The following is an 18,504-nucleotide window of genomic DNA, read 5'->3' on the forward strand; positions in this document are numbered from 1 at the left end:
AATGTCGGAAATGAATGCGATTTATAGAGTTAAACAATACATTTTAAAGTTAATAAAAAATGGAGAATTGGATAATTCTGGTAAGCTACCAAGTAATTTATCAATTGCACGTGCACTCAACGTGAAAACGGACGATGTTTATGATGGAATTGGTGAATTAATTACCGAACAAATTGTAACTGATAATTTTGAAGAGGGGACTAGTGTTAAAAAACAGCCTCCCTTCTTTTATCCATTAGATAAGTTAGTAAGTATTAGTAATATGATTGAAGAAGCTGGGTATAAAGCAGGTATAGAATATTTAAATTTTGATGAACAACCAGCAACTATTCTTGATGCTGAATTATTAGAAATAAGTGATAAAGAACCTGTGACTATCATTGAAAGATTAAGAACGGCTGATCAAATACCAGTAGTTTACTGTTTAGATAAAATCGCTAAACAAAATCTAACTTGTACAGACTATCAAAAAAGTAGTGGCTCTATATTAAGAGCTATTAAAGAATCAACAGGACATGAGGTTAAACATGCAGAAATGGACTTAGAAGCAATTAGTTATGAACCTCATATTTCAGAAGTGTTAAACGCTTCTCCACATGAAGGTTTAATGCTATTAAAGGTAGTTCATTATGATGAGCAAGATCAACCTATTTTATATTCATTAAACTATATTAAAAGTAGTTTGGTTAAATTTAAAATAAATAAAAGCTAAGTAAATATTAAATGTTTTTACAGGAATGGGAGGTATGCCGTTTGGAAAATAATACATTAGACAATTCCAATATATATATTAACGTTTTACCAACTAAAAAATTTAAAACAACCATGGTGACCTTTAAATTTATGGCGCCATTAGATTATAAAACAATAACGGCGCGTTCAATTTTAAGTAAAGTCTTAGTACGTGCTACACAACAATGGCCTAACGATAAAGTGTTAAATAGACATTTATCATCATTATATGGTGCATATATCAATAGTTTTGTATCTAAATTTAAGGATAAACATGTGATTACAATTTCTTTAGAAATTGCTAATGAGCGTTATTTAAAGGACTCAACTCCATTATTTGAGAAGGGTCTTAAGACGCTTAAAGAACTTATTTGGAATCCTTTAATTATTGACGAACAGTTTAATGAGAACTATGTAGCACAGGAAAAATCTTTGCTCACTAAAAAGCTTGAAGCAATGATTGATAATAAAGCTCAATATTCATTTTTAAAATTAATGAATCATATGTTTGAAAATGAACCCTATAAATATTTAGCTACAGGTCAAGTAGAACAAATACCTCATGTTACTGCTAAAAACTTGTATGATACATATAAATCAATGTTACATAACGATGATTGTGCAATTTACGTAGTTGGAAATGTAGATAAACAAAATGTGATAGATACAATACAAGAAAACTTTAATATTAAACCATTCAAATTTGAAAGTAATAATCGACCTGAGCATATAGATCAAAATAAATCATCTAAATTTATCATTGATAATGATGAAGTGGACCAAGCTAAACTCAATCTTGGTTATCGTTTCCCAACTTATTTTGGGAAAGAGAACTATTATGCATTCGTAGTTTTAAACATGATGTTTGGTGGCGACCCTTCTTCAGTGCTATTCAATGAAGTTCGAGAAAAGCAAAGTTTGGCCTATTCTATACATTCACAAATCGATGGAAAGAATGGATTTTTATTTGTTCTTAGTGGAGTTTCGGCTTCTAAATATGAGATTGCCAAAGATACTATTTTAGATGAATTTGAAAAATTAAAGAATGGTAATTTTGATGATGGTAAATTAGAGTTGGCAAAGAAAATTATTATCTCTCACAGACATGAATCTACTGACAGACCTAAAAGTATTATCGAACTATTACATAATCAGGTGTTATTAGACAAACCTCAATCTGAAGAAGAATTCATCACTGCAATTAATGCTGTCACAAGAGAAGATGTTATAAAATTAGCTAATAAAGCTATGCTAGATACAATCTACGTTTTAACGAAAGGAGGTCAAAGTGAATAATGAAGGTACATAATTATGAATTGATAGATGAGAAAGTCTACGAACATGAACTTGATAATGGGCTAAAGCTGTTTATAATACCTAAACCAGGATTCCAAAAAACATTTGTGACTTATACGACGCAATTTGGTTCTTTAGATAATCATTTCAAACCTATTGGAAGCCAACAATTTGTAAAAGTGCCAGATGGTGTAGCGCATTTTTTAGAACATAAACTTTTTGAAAAAGAAGAAGAAGATTTATTTACAGCTTTTGCCGAGGAAAATGCACAAGCAAACGCATTTACAAGTTTTGACCGTACAAGTTATTTATTTAGTGCTACAAGCAATATTGAGAGTAACATTAAGCGTTTATTAGATATGGTTGAAACGCCTTATTTTACTGAAGAAACGGTTAATAAGGAAAAGGGTATCATTGCTGAAGAAATTAAAATGTATCAAGAACAACCTGGTTACAAATTAATGTTCAATACTTTGAGAGCGATGTATTCAAACCATCCTATTCGCGTCGATATTGCTGGTAGTGTGGAGAGTATTTACGATATCACTAAGGATGATTTATACCTTTGTTATGAAACTTTTTATCATCCATCAAATATGGTTTTATTTATTGTTGGTGACGTAAACCCTCAAAATATGATTGATTTAGTAGAACAACATGAGGCAAAGCGAAATAAGACCAACCAACCTAAGATTGAGCGTGCAGAAATTGATGAACCCATTGAAGTGAATCAACACAACGTTACAGAGCAGATGAAATTGCAATCTCCAAGGTTAATGTTAGGTTTTAAAAATCAACCACTTAAAGAAAGCTCGGAAAAATATGTACAAAGAGATTTAGAAATGACATTTTTCTATGAGTTGATTTTTGGAGAAGAAACGGATTTTTATCAACATTTATTAAATAAAGATTTAATTGATGAAACTTTTGGATATCAATTTGTGCTTGAACCTAGCTATAGCTTTTCTATTATTACCAGTGCAACACAGCAACCGGATGAATTAAAAGAATTATTACTTAATGAATTGAAGAAGTACAGAGGACAATTAGTTGATCAAGAAGCTTTCGACTTATTAAAAAAACAATTTATCGGAGAGTTTATTTCAAGTTTGAATTCACCTGAGTATATTGCTAATCAATATGCGAAATTATATTTTGAAGGTGTAAGTGTTTTTGACATGTTAGAAATTGTTGAAAATATAACACTCGAAAGTGTTAATGAAACATCTGAACTATTTCTAAATTTTGAACAACTTGTCGATAGTCGTTTGGAGATGAAACCATAATGAAAGCACTCGTACTTGGTGGTTCAGGTACTATAGGTTTAGCGATTGTTAAGCAACTCTTAAATGAAGGGTATCACGTAATTGTTCACTATCACTCTTCTAAATTAGAAGCCTTGAAACAAAAATTTAATCATAACCAAAATGTAGAATTCATCCAATGTGATCTATCTCAAAATCTAAATTTAGAAGATTATTTTGGACACATTAATGATTTGGATTGTCTTATTTATACTAGCGGCACTGCATTATATGGCATGTTACAAGATATGAGCGATGATGATATCGATAAGAATTACGCTCTTCACTTAAGACAATTTATACGTTTATCCAGATTTTTTGTAGATATTTTAAGAAGAAGTGAAAACGGCCGAATTGTAGTTATTTCTTCTATTTGGGGAGAAACAGGTGCAAGCATGGAAACTATTTACTCAGCTATGAAAAGTGCTCAAATAGGTTTCGTTAAAGCGCTTAGTCAAGAACTTGCGCTTACGTCAGTAACCGTAAATGCTATAACTCCAGGATTTGTTTCAGGTAATATGAGCAAGGTGTGGTCAGAAGAGGAAAGAGATTCAATACTTCAAGAATTACCTCAGAATAGAATGATTGAACCTGAAGAGGTGGCCCATGTCTGTGCGTATTTGTGTCACCCCATGTCTAGAAGTATTACAGGTACTGTTCAAAAGGTAAATGGAGCATGGTATTTATAAAAATTTAAAGTATTTTGTAAGTAATTTAGGTTTTGATTTTATATGAAAATAAATACAATTCCTAAGTGCGCGTTTCTTAATCGATGTTATAATGTTTTTAAATCATACTTTGAAAAAAGCTTTCAAGTGCGTGATTGAAAACAAGGGGTGGTTAAATCATGGTAGTAGCAGAAAGAAAAGAATGGTATCTTGAATATGAGATTACAATTAATCGTGCAGGATTACTTGGGGACATATCAAGTTTATTAGGTATGTTAGGAATTAGTATTGTTACAATTAATGGTGTTGATCAAGGCAAAAGGGGTTTACTTATCAAAACTGATAAACTAGAAAAAGTTGAACGTTTTGAACAAATAGTTAAAGAAATTAATGAAATTGACATTACCAAATTAAGAATACCAGAACTTAGAGATCGTCTTGCAGTTAGACATGGCAGATACATAGAACAAGATGCGGATGATAAAAAAACGTTTAAATTTGAGAGAGAAGATTTAGGTTTACTTGTAGACTTTTTGGCTGAACTTTTTAAAGAAGAAGGACATAAGTTAATAGGAATACGAGGTATGCCACGTGTAGGTAAGACAGAATCAATTGTTGCTGGAAGCGTATGTGCGCATAAAAGATGGCTGTTTATTAGTTCTACTTTAATTAAGCAAACAGTAAGAAGTTCTTTAATCAAAGGTGAATATGATTCAAATCATGTTTATATTATTGATGGCGCAGTGACGGCTCGTGAATCTAATCCTAAGCACCAAGATTTAGTTAGAGAAGTTATGACACTCCCTTCGATTAAAGTAGTTGAGCATCCAGATTTATTTGTAGAAGCGTGTAATTATAGCATGGAAGACTTTGACTATATCATTGAATTAAGAGAAAATGAAAATCAAGAAATACATTATGATGAAATGAAAAAACAGACGATTCAAAGTAAAAATAATTTAGATTTCGGTGATCCATTTGGTGGAGGATTTGGTTTCTTTGAATAGGTTTGAGGAGGGCTATGTGTGAAAACTGTTGGTGAAGCATTAAAAGGTAGACGTGAAAGATTAGGTATGACTTTAAATGAACTTGAGCAACGAACACAACTTAAGCGTCAAACTCTGATACATATAGAGAATAATGATTTTGATTTATTAGCCAAAAAGGATTACACAGAGGGATTTATTCGTAAATATGCTAATGTAGTCAACATTGAACCTAATCAACTTATTGAGGCTCATCGTGACGAAATACCAAATAATCAGAATCAAATTGATGAATTAATTGCTGCTTTCTCGAACGGTGAAGCTCCCTCGTATCGAAGTAAGTCAAAAGAAACGATGCAATTGATAATGCTAATTGGTTTTATAGTAATAGTTTCTTTAATACTTTGGATTCTTGCAGTGTTAATTATATAAATAAAGTTTAAGAAATGAGGATTTATTATGAATATACCGAATCAGATTACGGTATTTAGAGTTATATTGATACCCGTTTTCATACTATTTGCGTTAGTAGATTTCGGATTTGGAAAGGTATCTTTTTTAGGCGGGTATCACATTAGAATTGAAATTTTAATAAGTGCAATTATTTTTATTCTTGCATCGTTAAGTGACTTTGCAGATGGATATTTAGCACGTAAATGGCAACTTGTTACAAATATGGGTAAATTTTTAGATCCATTAGCTGATAAACTTTTAGTAGCAAGTGCTCTTATTGTAATGGTGCAATTAGGTTTTACGAATTCAGTTGTAGCTATAATAATTATTGCACGTGAATTTGCGGTTACAGGCTTACGTTTATTACAAATTGAACAAGGATTTGTAAGTGCGGCGGGTCAACTAGGTAAAATTAAAACAGCAGTCACAATGGTTGCGATTATTTGGATACTACTAGGTGATCCACTCGTTCATTATATTCATTTTCCACTCGGTGTGACATTACTTTATATAGGAGTGTTTTTCACTATCCTTTCTGGCATTGAGTATTTCTACAAAGGTAGAGAAGTATTTAAACAATCTAAATAACATACGAATTTACAAGACTAGGCTTTATAAAAGTAAGATTATAAAGTTTAGTCTTTTTTTGAACTCTTTTTTTAGATTTATTAAATCAGAAAATATATAATGAATTTATTGCGAAAAAAGATGATCAAAGGGGTGAAAGTTGATGAAAGTATCTATAATTGCTGTAGGTTCTGAATTACTTTTAGGTCAAATAGCTAACACGAATGGTCAGTATTTATCCAAACTATTTAATAGTATTGGTAAAAACGTGGTTGAGCATACTGTAATTGGAGATAATCCGGAAAGATTGGAATACATTATCAGACAAGGATTTGAACGTTTTGATACTCTTGTGTTAACAGGTGGGTTAGGACCTACTAAAGACGATTTAACTAAACATACTGTAGCTAAAGTTTTAGGTAAAGAATTAGTTACTGACGAGGCTTCTTTAGAATATATTGAGAGTTATTTCAAAGAGCAAGGACAAGAAATGACACCTAATAATAAACAACAAGCATTGGTTATTGATGGTTGCAAAGTATTACCAAATAAAACTGGTATGGCGCCGGGAATGTTAATTGAAAAGAATGATAAAAAGGTTGTGCTTTTACCAGGGCCTCCTAGTGAAATGAAGCCCATGGCAAAGAATGAGCTATTACCTTACTTACTAGATGACGATAGCGTCATTTTTTCAGAGTTATTAAGATTTGCCGGAATAGGTGAATCTAAAGTTGAGACCATACTCATGGATCTTATAGAAAATCAAACTAATCCAACTATAGCTCCTTTAGCTGGAACACATGAAGTTTATATTAGAATTACTGCCAATTCTGATTCAAAGAATGATTGCAAAAATCTTATTGCCCCCGTCAAGAGGGAAATACTCGATCGTATAGGTGATTATTACTATGGATCTGATGACATTACTCTTGAGGAGGCTGTGATATCTAAAATAAATGAAACGTTTGCTATATATGATGGAGTAACAAATGGTGCTTTATATACAAGACTTAAAAATGTAGATCAAAATGATGTACTTAATGGATTGTTACCACACAATGGTTTATTTATAGACACTACAGATAGTATCCACGACCAATTATTTAATGCAGCGCAATATGTAAAAGATTTATACCAAACTGATTTGGGTATTGTTTTATTACATGAAAATGAAGACGTCTACTTAGCTATGTACGATGGAGAAGTATTAAACGTTGATACTTTTAAAATGACTCAAAGTAGAAATTTATTAAGAAGCAGAAGTCAAAATTATGCGATGATTAAATTATTAAAATGGTTTGAAAATCGATGATTATTCTTTTACTGTTTTAAAAATAAGTACGTTTGTTCGATTTTATATCATTTATAATTATAATTACACGAACAAATATTCGCAGAATGCTTGTGTTTTGAATGGATAGCTTGTATAGTAAAGATAAGATATTAAAAAAGATTACTTTCGTAATTAGGAGGTCTCGCTTTGGATAACGAACGTCAAAAAGCTTTAGATACAGTTATAAAAAATATGGAGAAATCATTTGGTAAAGGTGCTGTTATGAAATTAGGCGACAATAAAGGTCGTAAAGTATCAAGCACATCAAGTGGTTCTGTAACAGTGGATAATGCCCTAGGTGTAGGTGGTTATCCTAAAGGAAGAATTATAGAAATTTATGGACCTGAGAGTTCAGGTAAAACAACAGTTGCTTTACATGCAATTGCAGAGGTTCAAAAAAACGGTGGAGTAGCTGCATTCATTGATGCTGAACATGCACTTGATCCTGTATACGCTCAAGCTTTAGGCGTAGATATTGACAACTTATACTTATCTCAACCTGATCATGGGGAACAGGGACTTGAAATTGCTGAAGCATTTGTTCGAAGTGGTGCAGTTGACATCGTCGTGGTTGACTCAGTGGCAGCATTAACTCCTAAAGCTGAAATTGAAGGTGAAATGGGAGATACACATGTTGGTTTACAAGCAAGATTAATGTCTCAAGCTTTAAGAAAACTATCTGGTGCAATTTCTAAATCAAACACAACTGCAATCTTTATTAACCAAATTCGTGAAAAAGTTGGTGTGATGTTTGGTAATCCAGAAACTACACCAGGTGGACGTGCATTAAAATTCTATAGTTCTGTAAGATTAGAAGTAAGAAGAGCTGAACAACTAAAACAAGGCCAAGATATCGTAGGTAACAGAACTAAAATCAAAGTTGTTAAAAATAAAGTAGCACCTCCATTCAGAGTAGCTGAAGTAGATATTATGTACGGTCAAGGTATTTCTAAAGAAGGCGAATTAATTGACTTAGGTGTTGAAAATGACATCGTTGGTAAATCTGGTGCTTGGTACTCTTATAATGGTGATCGAATGGGTCAAGGTAAAGAAAACGTTAAAACTTATTTAAAAGAAAACCCTCAAATTAAAGAAGAAATTGATCGTAAATTACGAGAAAAATTAGGTATATTCGATGGAGACGTTGAAGAAACAGACGCTGAAGAAGAAGCACCTAAAACTTTATTTGATGAAGAATAATTTTTATTCAAAAGCATATATGTAAGTTTAAAATGGATGGCTTTTTGCTATCCATTTTTTTAGACTAAATTTTCACAATAACTAAGGATTTTAAACGTAGGATAAGGAATTTCATACCTTGACACTTCTCTGTCGAAAAACGTACAATTAGTGTGTATGATTCTTATATAATTTCATATAATCATATTGATTTTGATATACAGAGCAAACCCTAGATAAAGGAGGTGTTTATGTGAATTTATTAAGCCTCCTACTCATTTTGCTGGGGATAATTCTAGGCGTTGTTGTAGGGTATGTCGTTGCCCGAAATTTATTACACCAAAAACAAGTTCAAGCAAGACAAACTGCCGAAGATATTGTCAATTATGCTAACAAAGAAGCTGACAATATTAAAAAAGAAAAATTACTTGAGGCAAAAGAAGAGAACCAAATTTTAAGAGAACAAACAGAAAGTGAACTGCGTGAAAGACGTGGGGAACTTCAAAGACAAGAAACCCGACTTCTTCAAAAAGAAGAGAACTTGGATCGAAAATCTGATCTTTTAGATAAAAAAGATGAGATTTTAGAACAAAAAGAATCAAAAATTGAAGAAAGACAACAACAAGTAGATGCAAAAGAGAGTAGTGTTCAAACATTAATAATGAAGCATGAACAAGAATTAGAACGCATCTCCGGTCTCACTCAAGAAGAAGCTGTAAATGAACAACTTCAACGAGTTGAAGAAGAACTGTCACAAGATATTGCAATACTTGTTAAAGAAAAAGAAAAAGAAGCGAAAGAAAAAGTAGATAAAACAGCAAAAGAATTACTTGCTACTACAGTACAGAGATTAGCAGCCGATCATACAACTGAATCAACTGTATCAGTTGTTAATTTACCTAATGATGAAATGAAAGGTCGTATCATAGGTAGAGAAGGTCGAAATATTCGTACATTAGAAACGCTTACTGGTATAGACTTGATTATTGATGATACTCCAGAAGCGGTTATTTTATCAGGCTTTGACCCAATTCGACGAGAAATAGCTAGAACAGCATTAGTTAACTTAGTTTCAGATGGTCGTATTCATCCTGGTCGTATTGAAGATATGGTTGAGAAAGCTAGAAAAGAAGTTGACGATATTATTAGAGATGCAGGTGAACAAGCTACATTTGAAATTAATGTTCATAACATGCATCCTGATCTAGTTAAAATACTTGGCCGATTAAACTATCGTACTAGTTATGGCCAAAATGTGCTTAAACATTCTATTGAAGTGGCGCACCTTTCAGGTATGTTAGCTGCAGAGTTAGGCGAAGACGTTACTCTTGCTAAGCGTGCAGGTTTACTTCATGATGTTGGTAAAGCTATTGACCATGAGGTTGAGGGAAGTCACGTAGAAATAGGTGTTGAATTAGCTAAGAAATATGGTGAGAATGAAACAGTAACTAATGCTATTCACTCACATCATGGAGATGTAGAGCCAACTTCTATTATTTCTATTTTAGTTGCGGCTGCAGATGCCTTATCAGCAGCAAGACCGGGTGCTCGTAAAGAGACACTTGAAAACTATATTAGAAGATTAGAAAGATTAGAAGCTTTATCTGAGAGCTATGATGGAGTTGAAAAAGCATTTGCAATTCAAGCAGGTAGAGAAATTCGTGTAGTTGTCTCACCTGAAGAAATTGATGATTTAAAATCATACAGATTGGCTAGAGATATCAAAGATCAAATCGAAGAAGAATTACAATATCCTGGTCACATCAAAGTGACAGTTGTTCGAGAGACTAGAGCAGTAGAATATGCAAAATAATTTTAGAGCCACTTACCGGTAAATCGGTTAGTGGCTCTTATGCTTGAATCAAAGATTCAAGTATGACAATGAAACTTACCGAGACATCGGTTAGTGGCTCTTATGCTTGAATCAAAGATTCAAGTATGACAATGAAACATACCGAGACATCGGTTAGTGGCTCTTATGCTTGAAACGAAGATTCAAGTATGACAAAAAACTTACCGAGACATCGGTTAGTGGCTCTTATGCTTGAATTAAAGATTCAAGTATGACGAAAGGGTTTGGCATAAAATAAAAAATCAACATAATCAATTGATTATGTTGATTCCTAAAAACTTATTTTTTAATAATTAGTTTTTAAATTATTAAAAAATAAGTTTTTAAATTATTTTAATTGTAGGTCTGCATCATTGATTTCTTTAATGATTTCAGCTGTATCGTAACAATTAGTAGCAATGTTTGAATATTTTTCAGCTAAACGGTAAGCATTAATATAGAGTGTTAAGCTTTCTTTAGCAATATCTTCTGGTTCATCAGATTTTGCTGGATTCGCGTTTACTACTAATTCTGCAAATTTTTCAGGATCAATATTAATAGACATGTATGATTTACAACTCCTAGAATTTTGTTAATTTCATATTAACATATTAAATAAATACAAAAAAGAAAAGTCTTTTAATATTCAGAATAATTAATTTGTACTGGATACTTTAATTATATGACGGTATCTATTAAACTGTTTATGAGAGGATGAACGATTTATGAGAATATTGTTTATTGGAGATATCGTTGGAAAAATCGGTAGAAAAGCAATTTCTACATATTTACCAAAAATAAAACAAAGTTATCGCCCTACAGTCTCCATTGTAAATGCTGAAAATGCAGCACATGGCAAAGGGTTAACAGAGAAGATTTATAAACAATTATTAAGAGAAGGCGTAGATTTCATGACTATGGGTAACCATACTTATGGTCAAAGAGAAATTTATGACTTTATCGATGATGCACATCGAATGGTTCGTCCGGCTAATTTTCCAGAAGAAGCGCCAGGAGTTGGAATGCGTTATATTCAAATTAATGAAATAAAATTAGCTATTATTAACCTACAAGGACGTTCATTTATGCAAGATATTGATGATCCCTTTAAAAAGGCGGATCAATTGATAGAAGAAGCAAGAAAAGTCACTCCTTACATCTTCGTCGACTTTCATGCAGAAACAACTTCTGAGAAAAATGCTATGGGTTGGTATTTAGATGGTAGAGTGAGTGCAGTAGTTGGAACACATACTCACATTCAGACTTCTGATAATCGCGTCTTACCAAACGGGACTGGCTATATCACTGATGTGGGTATGACAGGATATTATGATGGAATTTTAGGTATCAATCGCGAAGAAGTGATTAATAGATTTATTACAAGTTTACCTCAAAGACACGTCGTACCAGATGAAGGGCGCAGTGTTTTATCTGGCGTCATTATTGATTTAGATAAAGAAGGTAAAACAACACAAATTGAAAGAATATTAATAAATGACGACAATCCTTTTCAGGGATAAACCCCTGTCTTAATAGTGTTTAAAGGTTATCGTCCATTAGTATGAATTTAATTTTGTACCACTGTTTACATAGTAAAACGGTGGTTTCTTTTGTTATTATTAAATATGAATTATATCCACAGGAGGCATGTGATATGAAATCACAACTATCATGGAAAGTGGGCGGACAACAAGGTGAAGGTATCGAATCTACTGGAGAAATCTTCGCTACTGCAATGAATAGGAAGGGATACTTTTTATATGGTTACAGACACTTTTCAAGTCGAATTAAAGGTGGTCATACTAACAATAAAATAAGAGTATCAACTACGCCTGTTCATGCCATTAGTGATGATTTAGATATCTTAATTGCATTTGATCAAGAAACGATTGAGTTAAATCATCATGAAATGAGAGAGGATAGTATTATAATTGCGGATTCTAAGGCTAAACCGACGAAACCAGAAGGCTGTAAAGCGCAACTTATAGATTTACCGTTTACAAGCACTGCTAAAGAACTTGGGACAGCACTGATGAAAAACATGGTGGCTATTGGAGCTACTTCAGCGCTTATGAATTTAGACACAACTACTTTTGAAGAATTAATTACGAACATGTTCTCTAAAAAGGGAGAAAAAGTAGTTGATATGAATATCGAAGCGCTTAACGAAGGTTATCGTTTAATGAAAGAACACCTAAGTTCTATTCAGGGAGACTTTGAATTAGAAGCAATTAATGAAGATCCTCACTTGTATATGATAGGTAATGATGCAATTGGATTAGGAGCAATATCAGCAGGTTCTAAATTTATGGCTGCTTATCCTATTACTCCAGCATCTGAAATTATGGAGTATATGATTGCGAATCTTCCTAAAGTCGGTGGCACTGTTGTTCAAACGGAAGATGAAATTGCTGCAGCTACAATGGCTATAGGGTCTAACTATGCTGGTGTAAGAGGGTTTACAGCAAGTGCAGGTCCTGGTTTATCATTGATGATGGAATCAATTGGTTTATCAGGAATGACTGAAACACCATTCGTAGTCATCAACACTCAACGTGGCGGACCTTCAACAGGTTTACCTACTAAACAAGAACAATCAGATTTAATGCAAATGATATATGGTACACACGGTGATATTCCAAAAATTGTAGTTGCTCCAACTGATGCTGAAGATGCATTCTATCTTACAGTAGAGGCATTCAATTTAGCAGAGGAATATCAATGTCCTGTCATTATTTTAAGTGATCTACAACTTTCTTTAGGTAAACAAACAGTTAAGTCATTAGATTATAATAAGATTCAAATTAAACGCGGCGAATTACTTCAATCTGATATAGAACGTGAAGAAGATGATAAAGGCTACTTTAGAAGATATGCCTTAACAGGTAATGGAATTTCACCTCGTCCTATTCCGGGTGTAAAAGGTGGCGTTCATCACATCACTGGTGTTGAACATAATGAAGAAGGTAAACCTAGTGAAGCGGCTTCTAATAGACAAGCACAAATGGAAAAACGTATGCGTAAAACAGAAAATCTAGTTATAGAAAAACCTATTGAATCTAATGAAAAATATGATGAGGCAGATTTATTATATATAGGTTTTATTTCTACCAAAGGTGCTATTAACGAAGGCGCAGAACGTTTGGAATCTCAAGGTATTAAAGTTAATACTATACAAATTCGTCAGTTACATCCATTCCCTAAAGATACGATTCAACATGCAATCGATAAAGCATCTAAAGTGATTGTAGCTGAACATAATTATCAAGGTCAGTTATCTAATATTTTAAAAATGAACACAAAAGTAGAAGAAAAATTAGTGAACCAAACTAAATATGATGGTACACCTTTTTTACCTCATGAAATTGAAGATAAAGGATTAGAGATAGTCAAGGAAATTAAGGAGTTGGTTTAATTGGCTACATTCAAAGATTTTAGAAATAATGTTAAGCCAAATTGGTGCCCAGGATGTGGAGATTTCTCTGTACAAGCGGCCATACAAAAAGCAGCGGCCAATGTAGGTTTGGAACCTGAAGAAGTTGCAATTATTACAGGCATTGGATGTTCTGGTAGATTATCAGGATACATTAATTCTTATGGTGTTCACGCTATACATGGACGTGCCTTACCTTTAGCACAGGGTGTTAAAATGGCGAACAAAGATTTAACTGTTATTGCTTCAGGTGGCGATGGAGACGGTTATGCAATCGGTATGGGGCATACGATTCATGCATTAAGAAGAAACATGAATATGACATACATTGTCATGGATAATCAGATTTACGGTTTAACTAAAGGTCAGACATCACCTTCTTCAGCAGTAGGTTTTGTAACTAAATCTACACCTAAAGGGAATATTGAGAAAAATGTAGCCCCATTAGAATTAGCACTTTCATCAGGTGCTACATTTGTAGCACAAGGTTTTTCAAGTGATATTAAAGCATTAACTAAAATGATTGAGGATGCGATTAATCATGATGGATTTTCGTTTGTTAATGTATTCTCACCTTGTGTAACATATAACAAAGTTAACACTTATGATTGGTTTAAAGAGCATTTAACTAGCATTGATGATATTGATGATTATGATAATTCAGATAAACAGTTAGCTATGCGAACAGTTTTAGAGCACGAATCGCTAGTTAAAGGTATTGTCTATCAAGATACTGAAACGCCTTCATACGAATCTCAAATTAATGAACTTGAAGATGAGGCTCTAGCTAAAAAAGATGTTCATATTTCAGAAGATACGTTTAATGATTTGACAGCTCAATTTATATAAATTTTTGTTATCTGAGTGCCTACATGGGGTGCTCAGTTTTTTTATGATGAAAATCTATATTTTAATTCTTGATTAAAAATATTTAAATTACGTAAATGACTTTTTAAATTATTTATTTTGGGAATATGCAAAATAAACAATCTTATTGGAGGTAGTCATGGATAGATTTAAATCAATGAAAGAATTAGAAAACGTAACTGTGGAAAATGAAGATTGGGAAATTGAAACAGATGATAAAGATAGTAGTGTATCAATCTTAGCGATTCACGGTGGTGGTATTGAACCAGCTACGACTGAGTTAGCACAAGTGATTGCTGATAAAGGGAATTATAATTATTTTTCTTTTAAGGGACTACGTAGTAAAGGCAATAATGAATTGCATGTTACATCTACAAATTACGATGACCCACAAGCTATTAAAATTGTTGAAAAAAGTGAAAGAGCGATAGCATTGCATGGTTGTAAAGGTGAAGATAGTGTAGCTTATCTTGGAGGCAATGATCAGCAACTTATTGATATATTAAGTGATGCATTATCAGATGTAGGTATAAAGGTACAAGAAGCGCCGAATACAATGGCTGGAAAGCAAGATGAAAATATTATTAATTTAACTAAGAATAATGCTGGCGTTCAAATCGAGTTAACTTCAAGTCTTAGAAAAGAATTATTTGTGAATAACAAAAGTTCTCGTAAAAGTCGTGAAGACCGAGATAACTGGGGTGACTTGATGTACGACTTTGCAGATGCAACAATTAAAGCACTACAACAAGTTTAGTCTTTAGCGTATACTTACTTTATGAATGTTAAAATATGAGTATATGATTGTATAAATAAAAGGAGTGATATTGTAGTGCAAGATACTTTAATGAGTGTACAAATAATTCCTAGAACTTCAAACAATGAAGATGTGATTCCTTATGTTGATGAGGCAATTAAAATTATTGATGAATCAGGAATGCATTATAGAGTAGGGCCATTGGAAACAACTGTTCAAGGAGAAATGAGTGAGTGTCTTATTCTAATTCAAAAACTTAATGAGAGAATGGTTGAATTAGAATGTCCAAGTATTATTAGCCAAGTTAAATTTTATCACGTCCCTGAAGGAATTGATATTGAGACATTAACTGGCAAATATGATGAAGAATAAACTAAGTATCACATAATAAACTAATGTTAAATTTCTTATAATAGGTTAGAGACAAATTAAGCTTAAAAGGTTTGATTTGTCTCTTTTTATATGTCATTTTTGAAAAATAAAACAAAACGTCTTTTTGCACTTTAACTTTAAATTTAATATAATGTAGTAATGATTATGGGCTTATAGAAAGGATTTTTCAAAGTGAATGAAGAACAAAGAAAAGCTGGTACGATAAACATTTTAGCTGAGCGTGATCGTAAAGCTGAAAAAGACTATAGCAAATACTTTGAACAAGTGTATCAACCACCTAGTTTAAAAGAAGCAAAAAAACGTGGGAAACAAGAAGTACAATATAATAGAGACTTTCATATTGATGAAAAGTATAAAAACATGGGTAACGGTCGTACTTTTTTAATTAAAACGTATGGTTGTCAAATGAATGCACATGATACTGAAGTTATGGCGGGGATATTAAAGGCTTTAGGTTATAGTGCGACAACTGATATTAATCAAGCAGATGTAATTTTAATTAATACTTGTGCTATTCGGGAAAATGCGGAAAACAAAGTTTTTAGTGAAATTGGAAATTTAAAACATCTTAAAAAAGAACGTCCTGATTGTCTAATCGGGGTATGTGGATGTATGTCTCAAGAAGAATCAGTAGTAAATAAAATTCTAAAATCTTATCAAAATGTAGATATGATATTTGGTACACATAACATCCATCACTTACCTGAAATTTTAGAAGAAGCGTATTTATCTAAAGCAATGGTAGTAGAAGTTTGGTCTAAAGAGGGAGATGTTATTGAAAATCTTCCTAAGGTAAGAGAAGGTAGTATAAAAGCTTGGGTTAATATCATGTATGGATGTGATAAATTCTGTACATATTGTATCGTACCTTTCACGAGAGGTAAGGAACGTAGCCGTCGCCCTGAAGATATTATTAATGAAGTAAGAGAATTAGCAAGAGAAGGCTATCAAGAAATTACTTTATTAGGTCAAAATGTAAATTCCTATGGTAAAGATATCGAAGATCTAGATTATGGACTTGGTGATTTACTAGAAGATATATCTAAGATTGATATACCAAGAGTAAGATTTACAACAAGTCACCCTTGGGACTTTACGGATCGTATGATTGAAGTTATAGCAAATGGTGGTAATATAGTTCCTCACATTCACCTACCAGTTCAATCAGGGAACAATGCCGTTTTAAAAATTATGGGTCGTAAATATACTCGTGAAAGCTATCTTGATTTAGTAAATAGAATAAAAACTGCAATTCCTAATATAGCGTTAACAACAGATATTATTGTAGGATATCCTAATGAAACTGAAGAACAATTTGAAGAAACGCTATCGTTATATGATGAAGTAGAATTTGAACATGCTTATACTTATCTATACTCTCAAAGAGATGGAACACCAGCTGCTAAAATGAAAGATAATGTGCCTACTGAAGTGAAAAAAGAACGATTACAAAGGTTAAATAAAAAAGTAGGTGAATACTCTCAAAAAGCTATGAGTAAGTATGAAGGTAAAATCGTTACAGTATTGTGTGAAGGAGCAAGTAAAAAGGATGACACAGTATTAGCTGGTTACACTGATAAAAATAAACTAGTCAACTTTAAAGCTCCTAAAGAAATGATTGGAAAACTTGTTGATGTTAAAATCGATGAAGCAAAACAATATTCATTAAATGGAACATTTGTGAAAGAACATCAAAAGGCAATGGTGGTTCATTAAACAATGTATTCAAAAGAGGATATCTTAAAACATGCAGATATACTAGCGCAACGCATTAATGACCTAGATGTTGTAAAAGATTACCAATCGATTGAACAGCAAATCCATAATAATAAAACAATTGAAAGTAAGATGAAAAGTTTAAAAAATCAACAAAAACAATCTGTCAACTTTCAAAATTATGGGAAAGATACTGCCTTCCGACAATCTGAAAATCAAATTCATCATATTGAAGATGAAATAAATAATTTACCAATAGTCGAAGAATTTCGTTCTGCACAATACGATGCGAATGATTTATTACAAATGATGATCAAAACAATGGAAGATAGACTTAATGAACATAACAAACGAGAGCATAAGGAATAAAAGCTAATTGAGGAGTAAATGCTATGAAAATAAGGAATTTGACTATAACTGCATTTTTAATCGCAATCAACGTTGTATTAAGTAGTCTTATTGTAATACCTTTAGGACCTATAAAAGCAGCGCCTGTTCAACATTTTATTAATGTTTTATGCGCTGTGTTTGTAGGACCGTGGTATGGATTAGCTCAAGCGCTTATTTCTTCAATTTTAAGAATTAGTTTTGGAACAGGTAGTCCTTTTGCTTTCCCGGGTAGTATGATTGGAGTTCTCTTGTCTAGTCTATTCTACATGTATAGAAAACATATTTTCATGGCATCAGTTGGAGAAGTTTTAGGAACTGGTGTCATAGGAAGTTTAATGTGTATACCTTTAGCATGGTTTATGGGAATGGAAGACTTCTTTGTAAAACCATTAATGATAGCGTTTATGGTTTCAAGTGTAATTGGTTCTCTAATTAGCTATATAATACTTATTATTTTAAAAAGACGCGGGTTATTAGATAAATTTAAAAAGAAATAATTAATTATCATGTACGCTTTATTATTAAGGGATTAAATAAATGGGGTAACTCTGTTTAATTCGTATAATAGAGCGTGCTTTTTTATTCACTTTTTGATTAAG

At 32.5% G+C, this 18,504-nt stretch carries 19 protein-coding genes; 18 read left to right on the forward strand and 1 reads right to left on the reverse strand.

The genetic code is table 11. The features are described from left to right. Nucleotide 1 precedes the first annotated feature (1 nt). The 10 genes from AC3WQX_RS03590 to rny all read left to right on the forward strand — a co-directional run bounded on the left by AC3WQX_RS03590 (nt 2) and on the right by rny (nt 10,331). Entirely contained in the window at nt 2–712 is a 711-nt protein-coding gene (locus AC3WQX_RS03590; protein ID WP_023350381.1) for a GntR family transcriptional regulator, read from the forward strand. Between the two features lie 41 nt (nt 713–753). Next, a complete protein-coding gene (gene yfmF, locus AC3WQX_RS03595; protein ID WP_492739809.1) occupies nt 754–2,028 on the forward strand; it encodes an EF-P 5-aminopentanol modification-associated protein YfmF in 1,275 nt (424 codons plus the stop codon). Next, nucleotides 2,028–3,314 carry an EF-P 5-aminopentanol modification-associated protein YfmH gene (yfmH, locus tag AC3WQX_RS03600; protein ID WP_023350379.1) on the forward strand — a complete coding sequence of 429 codons (1,287 nt, stop codon included), beginning with the start codon at nt 2,028–2,030 and terminating at the stop codon, nt 3,312–3,314. Before yfmF ends, yfmH begins: the two co-directional genes overlap by 1 nt. Then, a complete protein-coding gene (ymfI, locus tag AC3WQX_RS03605) occupies nt 3,314–4,021 on the forward strand; it encodes an elongation factor P 5-aminopentanone reductase (protein WP_492739811.1) in 708 nt (235 codons plus the stop codon). Before yfmH ends, ymfI begins: the two co-directional genes overlap by 1 nt. A 158-nt stretch (nt 4,022–4,179) precedes the next feature. Continuing rightward, entirely contained in the window at nt 4,180–5,007 is an 828-nt protein-coding gene (locus tag AC3WQX_RS03610; RefSeq protein ID WP_492739813.1) for a YmfK family protein, read from the forward strand. Nucleotides 5,008–5,025: 18 nt separating this feature from the next. Next, complete coding sequence (locus AC3WQX_RS03615; RefSeq protein WP_002436354.1) at nt 5,026–5,418, forward strand: helix-turn-helix domain-containing protein; 393 nt, start codon at nt 5,026–5,028, stop codon at nt 5,416–5,418. A 27-nt stretch (nt 5,419–5,445) separates the two neighbouring features. Then, nucleotides 5,446–6,027 (forward strand): CDP-diacylglycerol--glycerol-3-phosphate 3-phosphatidyltransferase, encoded by a 582-nt coding sequence (gene pgsA / locus AC3WQX_RS03620; RefSeq protein ID WP_023350377.1) that lies wholly within the window; start codon nt 5,446–5,448, stop codon nt 6,025–6,027. 142 nt (nt 6,028–6,169) lie between these two features. Beyond that, nucleotides 6,170–7,318, forward strand: a complete 1,149-nt coding sequence (locus tag AC3WQX_RS03625) for a CinA family nicotinamide mononucleotide deamidase-related protein (RefSeq protein WP_023350376.1) — start codon at nt 6,170–6,172, stop codon at nt 7,316–7,318. A 168-nt stretch (nt 7,319–7,486) separates the two neighbouring features. Further along, nucleotides 7,487–8,539, forward strand: a complete 1,053-nt coding sequence (gene recA, locus AC3WQX_RS03630; RefSeq protein WP_023350375.1) for a recombinase RecA — start codon at nt 7,487–7,489, stop codon at nt 8,537–8,539. A gap of 232 nt (nt 8,540–8,771) precedes the next feature. Next, on the forward strand, nt 8,772–10,331 hold the full coding sequence (gene rny / locus AC3WQX_RS03635; protein WP_023350374.1) for a ribonuclease Y: 1,560 nt from the start codon (nt 8,772–8,774) through the stop codon (nt 10,329–10,331). Nucleotides 10,332–10,698: 367 nt separating this feature from the next. Here the strand turns inward: rny and AC3WQX_RS03640 are convergent, their stop codons facing one another. Further along, nucleotides 10,699–10,914 carry a hypothetical protein gene (locus AC3WQX_RS03640; RefSeq protein WP_002437019.1) on the reverse strand — a complete coding sequence of 72 codons (216 nt, stop codon included), beginning with the start codon at nt 10,912–10,914 and terminating at the stop codon, nt 10,699–10,701. Nucleotides 10,915–11,074: 160 nt separating this feature from the next. Between AC3WQX_RS03640 and AC3WQX_RS03645 the strand changes: the two genes are divergently transcribed. The 8 genes from AC3WQX_RS03645 (at nt 11,075) to thiW (ending at nt 18,402) form a co-directional block, all read left to right on the forward strand. After that, a complete protein-coding gene (locus AC3WQX_RS03645) occupies nt 11,075–11,869 on the forward strand; it encodes a TIGR00282 family metallophosphoesterase (RefSeq protein ID WP_023350373.1) in 795 nt (264 codons plus the stop codon). Between the two features lie 134 nt (nt 11,870–12,003). Continuing rightward, nucleotides 12,004–13,764 (forward strand): 2-oxoacid:acceptor oxidoreductase subunit alpha, encoded by a 1,761-nt coding sequence (locus tag AC3WQX_RS03650; RefSeq protein WP_023350372.1) that lies wholly within the window; start codon nt 12,004–12,006, stop codon nt 13,762–13,764. Then, on the forward strand, nt 13,765–14,631 hold the full coding sequence (locus tag AC3WQX_RS03655; RefSeq protein WP_023350371.1) for a 2-oxoacid:ferredoxin oxidoreductase subunit beta: 867 nt from the start codon (nt 13,765–13,767) through the stop codon (nt 14,629–14,631). 157 nt (nt 14,632–14,788) lie between these two features. After that, nucleotides 14,789–15,406, forward strand: a complete 618-nt coding sequence (locus AC3WQX_RS03660; RefSeq protein WP_023350370.1) for a poly-gamma-glutamate hydrolase family protein — start codon at nt 14,789–14,791, stop codon at nt 15,404–15,406. Between the two features lie 75 nt (nt 15,407–15,481). Further along, nucleotides 15,482–15,778, forward strand: coding sequence for a thiamine-binding protein (locus tag AC3WQX_RS03665; RefSeq protein WP_023350369.1), 297 nt, complete (start codon nt 15,482–15,484; stop codon nt 15,776–15,778). 192 nt (nt 15,779–15,970) lie between these two features. Next, complete coding sequence (miaB, locus tag AC3WQX_RS03670; RefSeq protein WP_023350367.1) at nt 15,971–17,515, forward strand: tRNA (N6-isopentenyl adenosine(37)-C2)-methylthiotransferase MiaB; 1,545 nt, start codon at nt 15,971–15,973, stop codon at nt 17,513–17,515. Nucleotides 17,516–17,518: 3 nt separating this feature from the next. After that, nucleotides 17,519–17,884: a YlbF/YmcA family competence regulator gene (locus AC3WQX_RS03675; protein ID WP_023350366.1), complete on the forward strand. Its 366-nt coding sequence runs from the start codon at nt 17,519–17,521 to the stop codon at nt 17,882–17,884. A 23-nt stretch (nt 17,885–17,907) separates the two neighbouring features. Continuing rightward, the gene (gene thiW / locus AC3WQX_RS03680) at nt 17,908–18,402 is read left to right on the forward strand and encodes an energy coupling factor transporter S component ThiW (RefSeq protein WP_002437014.1); all 495 of its coding nucleotides are present in this window, start codon (nt 17,908–17,910) and stop codon (nt 18,400–18,402) included. Nucleotides 18,403–18,504 lie beyond the last annotated feature (102 nt).

This window comes from Staphylococcus sp. FW104-15G4D (assembly GCF_058790135.1).

What these genes read in the sequence shown, in the direction of transcription:
- AC3WQX_RS03675 (WP_023350366.1), top strand. Translation starts at nt 17,519, where the DNA reads ATGTATTCAAAAGAGGATATCTTAAAACATGCAGATATACTAGCGCAA.
- AC3WQX_RS03645 (WP_023350373.1), top strand. Translation starts at nt 11,075, where the DNA reads ATGAGAATATTGTTTATTGGAGATATCGTTGGAAAAATCGGTAGAAAA.
- pgsA (WP_023350377.1), top strand. Translation starts at nt 5,446, where the DNA reads ATGAATATACCGAATCAGATTACGGTATTTAGAGTTATATTGATACCC.
- AC3WQX_RS03610 (WP_492739813.1), top strand. Translation starts at nt 4,180, where the DNA reads ATGGTAGTAGCAGAAAGAAAAGAATGGTATCTTGAATATGAGATTACA.
- AC3WQX_RS03640 (WP_002437019.1), bottom strand. Translation starts at nt 10,914, where the DNA reads ATGTCTATTAATATTGATCCTGAAAAATTTGCAGAATTAGTAGTAAAC.
- AC3WQX_RS03590 (WP_023350381.1), top strand. Translation starts at nt 2, where the DNA reads ATGTCGGAAATGAATGCGATTTATAGAGTTAAACAATACATTTTAAAG.
- AC3WQX_RS03650 (WP_023350372.1), top strand. Translation starts at nt 12,004, where the DNA reads ATGAAATCACAACTATCATGGAAAGTGGGCGGACAACAAGGTGAAGGT.
- AC3WQX_RS03625 (WP_023350376.1), top strand. Translation starts at nt 6,170, where the DNA reads ATGAAAGTATCTATAATTGCTGTAGGTTCTGAATTACTTTTAGGTCAA.
- yfmH (WP_023350379.1), top strand. Translation starts at nt 2,028, where the DNA reads ATGAAGGTACATAATTATGAATTGATAGATGAGAAAGTCTACGAACAT.
- AC3WQX_RS03660 (WP_023350370.1), top strand. Translation starts at nt 14,789, where the DNA reads ATGGATAGATTTAAATCAATGAAAGAATTAGAAAACGTAACTGTGGAA.
- ymfI (WP_492739811.1), top strand. Translation starts at nt 3,314, where the DNA reads ATGAAAGCACTCGTACTTGGTGGTTCAGGTACTATAGGTTTAGCGATT.
- thiW (WP_002437014.1), top strand. Translation starts at nt 17,908, where the DNA reads ATGAAAATAAGGAATTTGACTATAACTGCATTTTTAATCGCAATCAAC.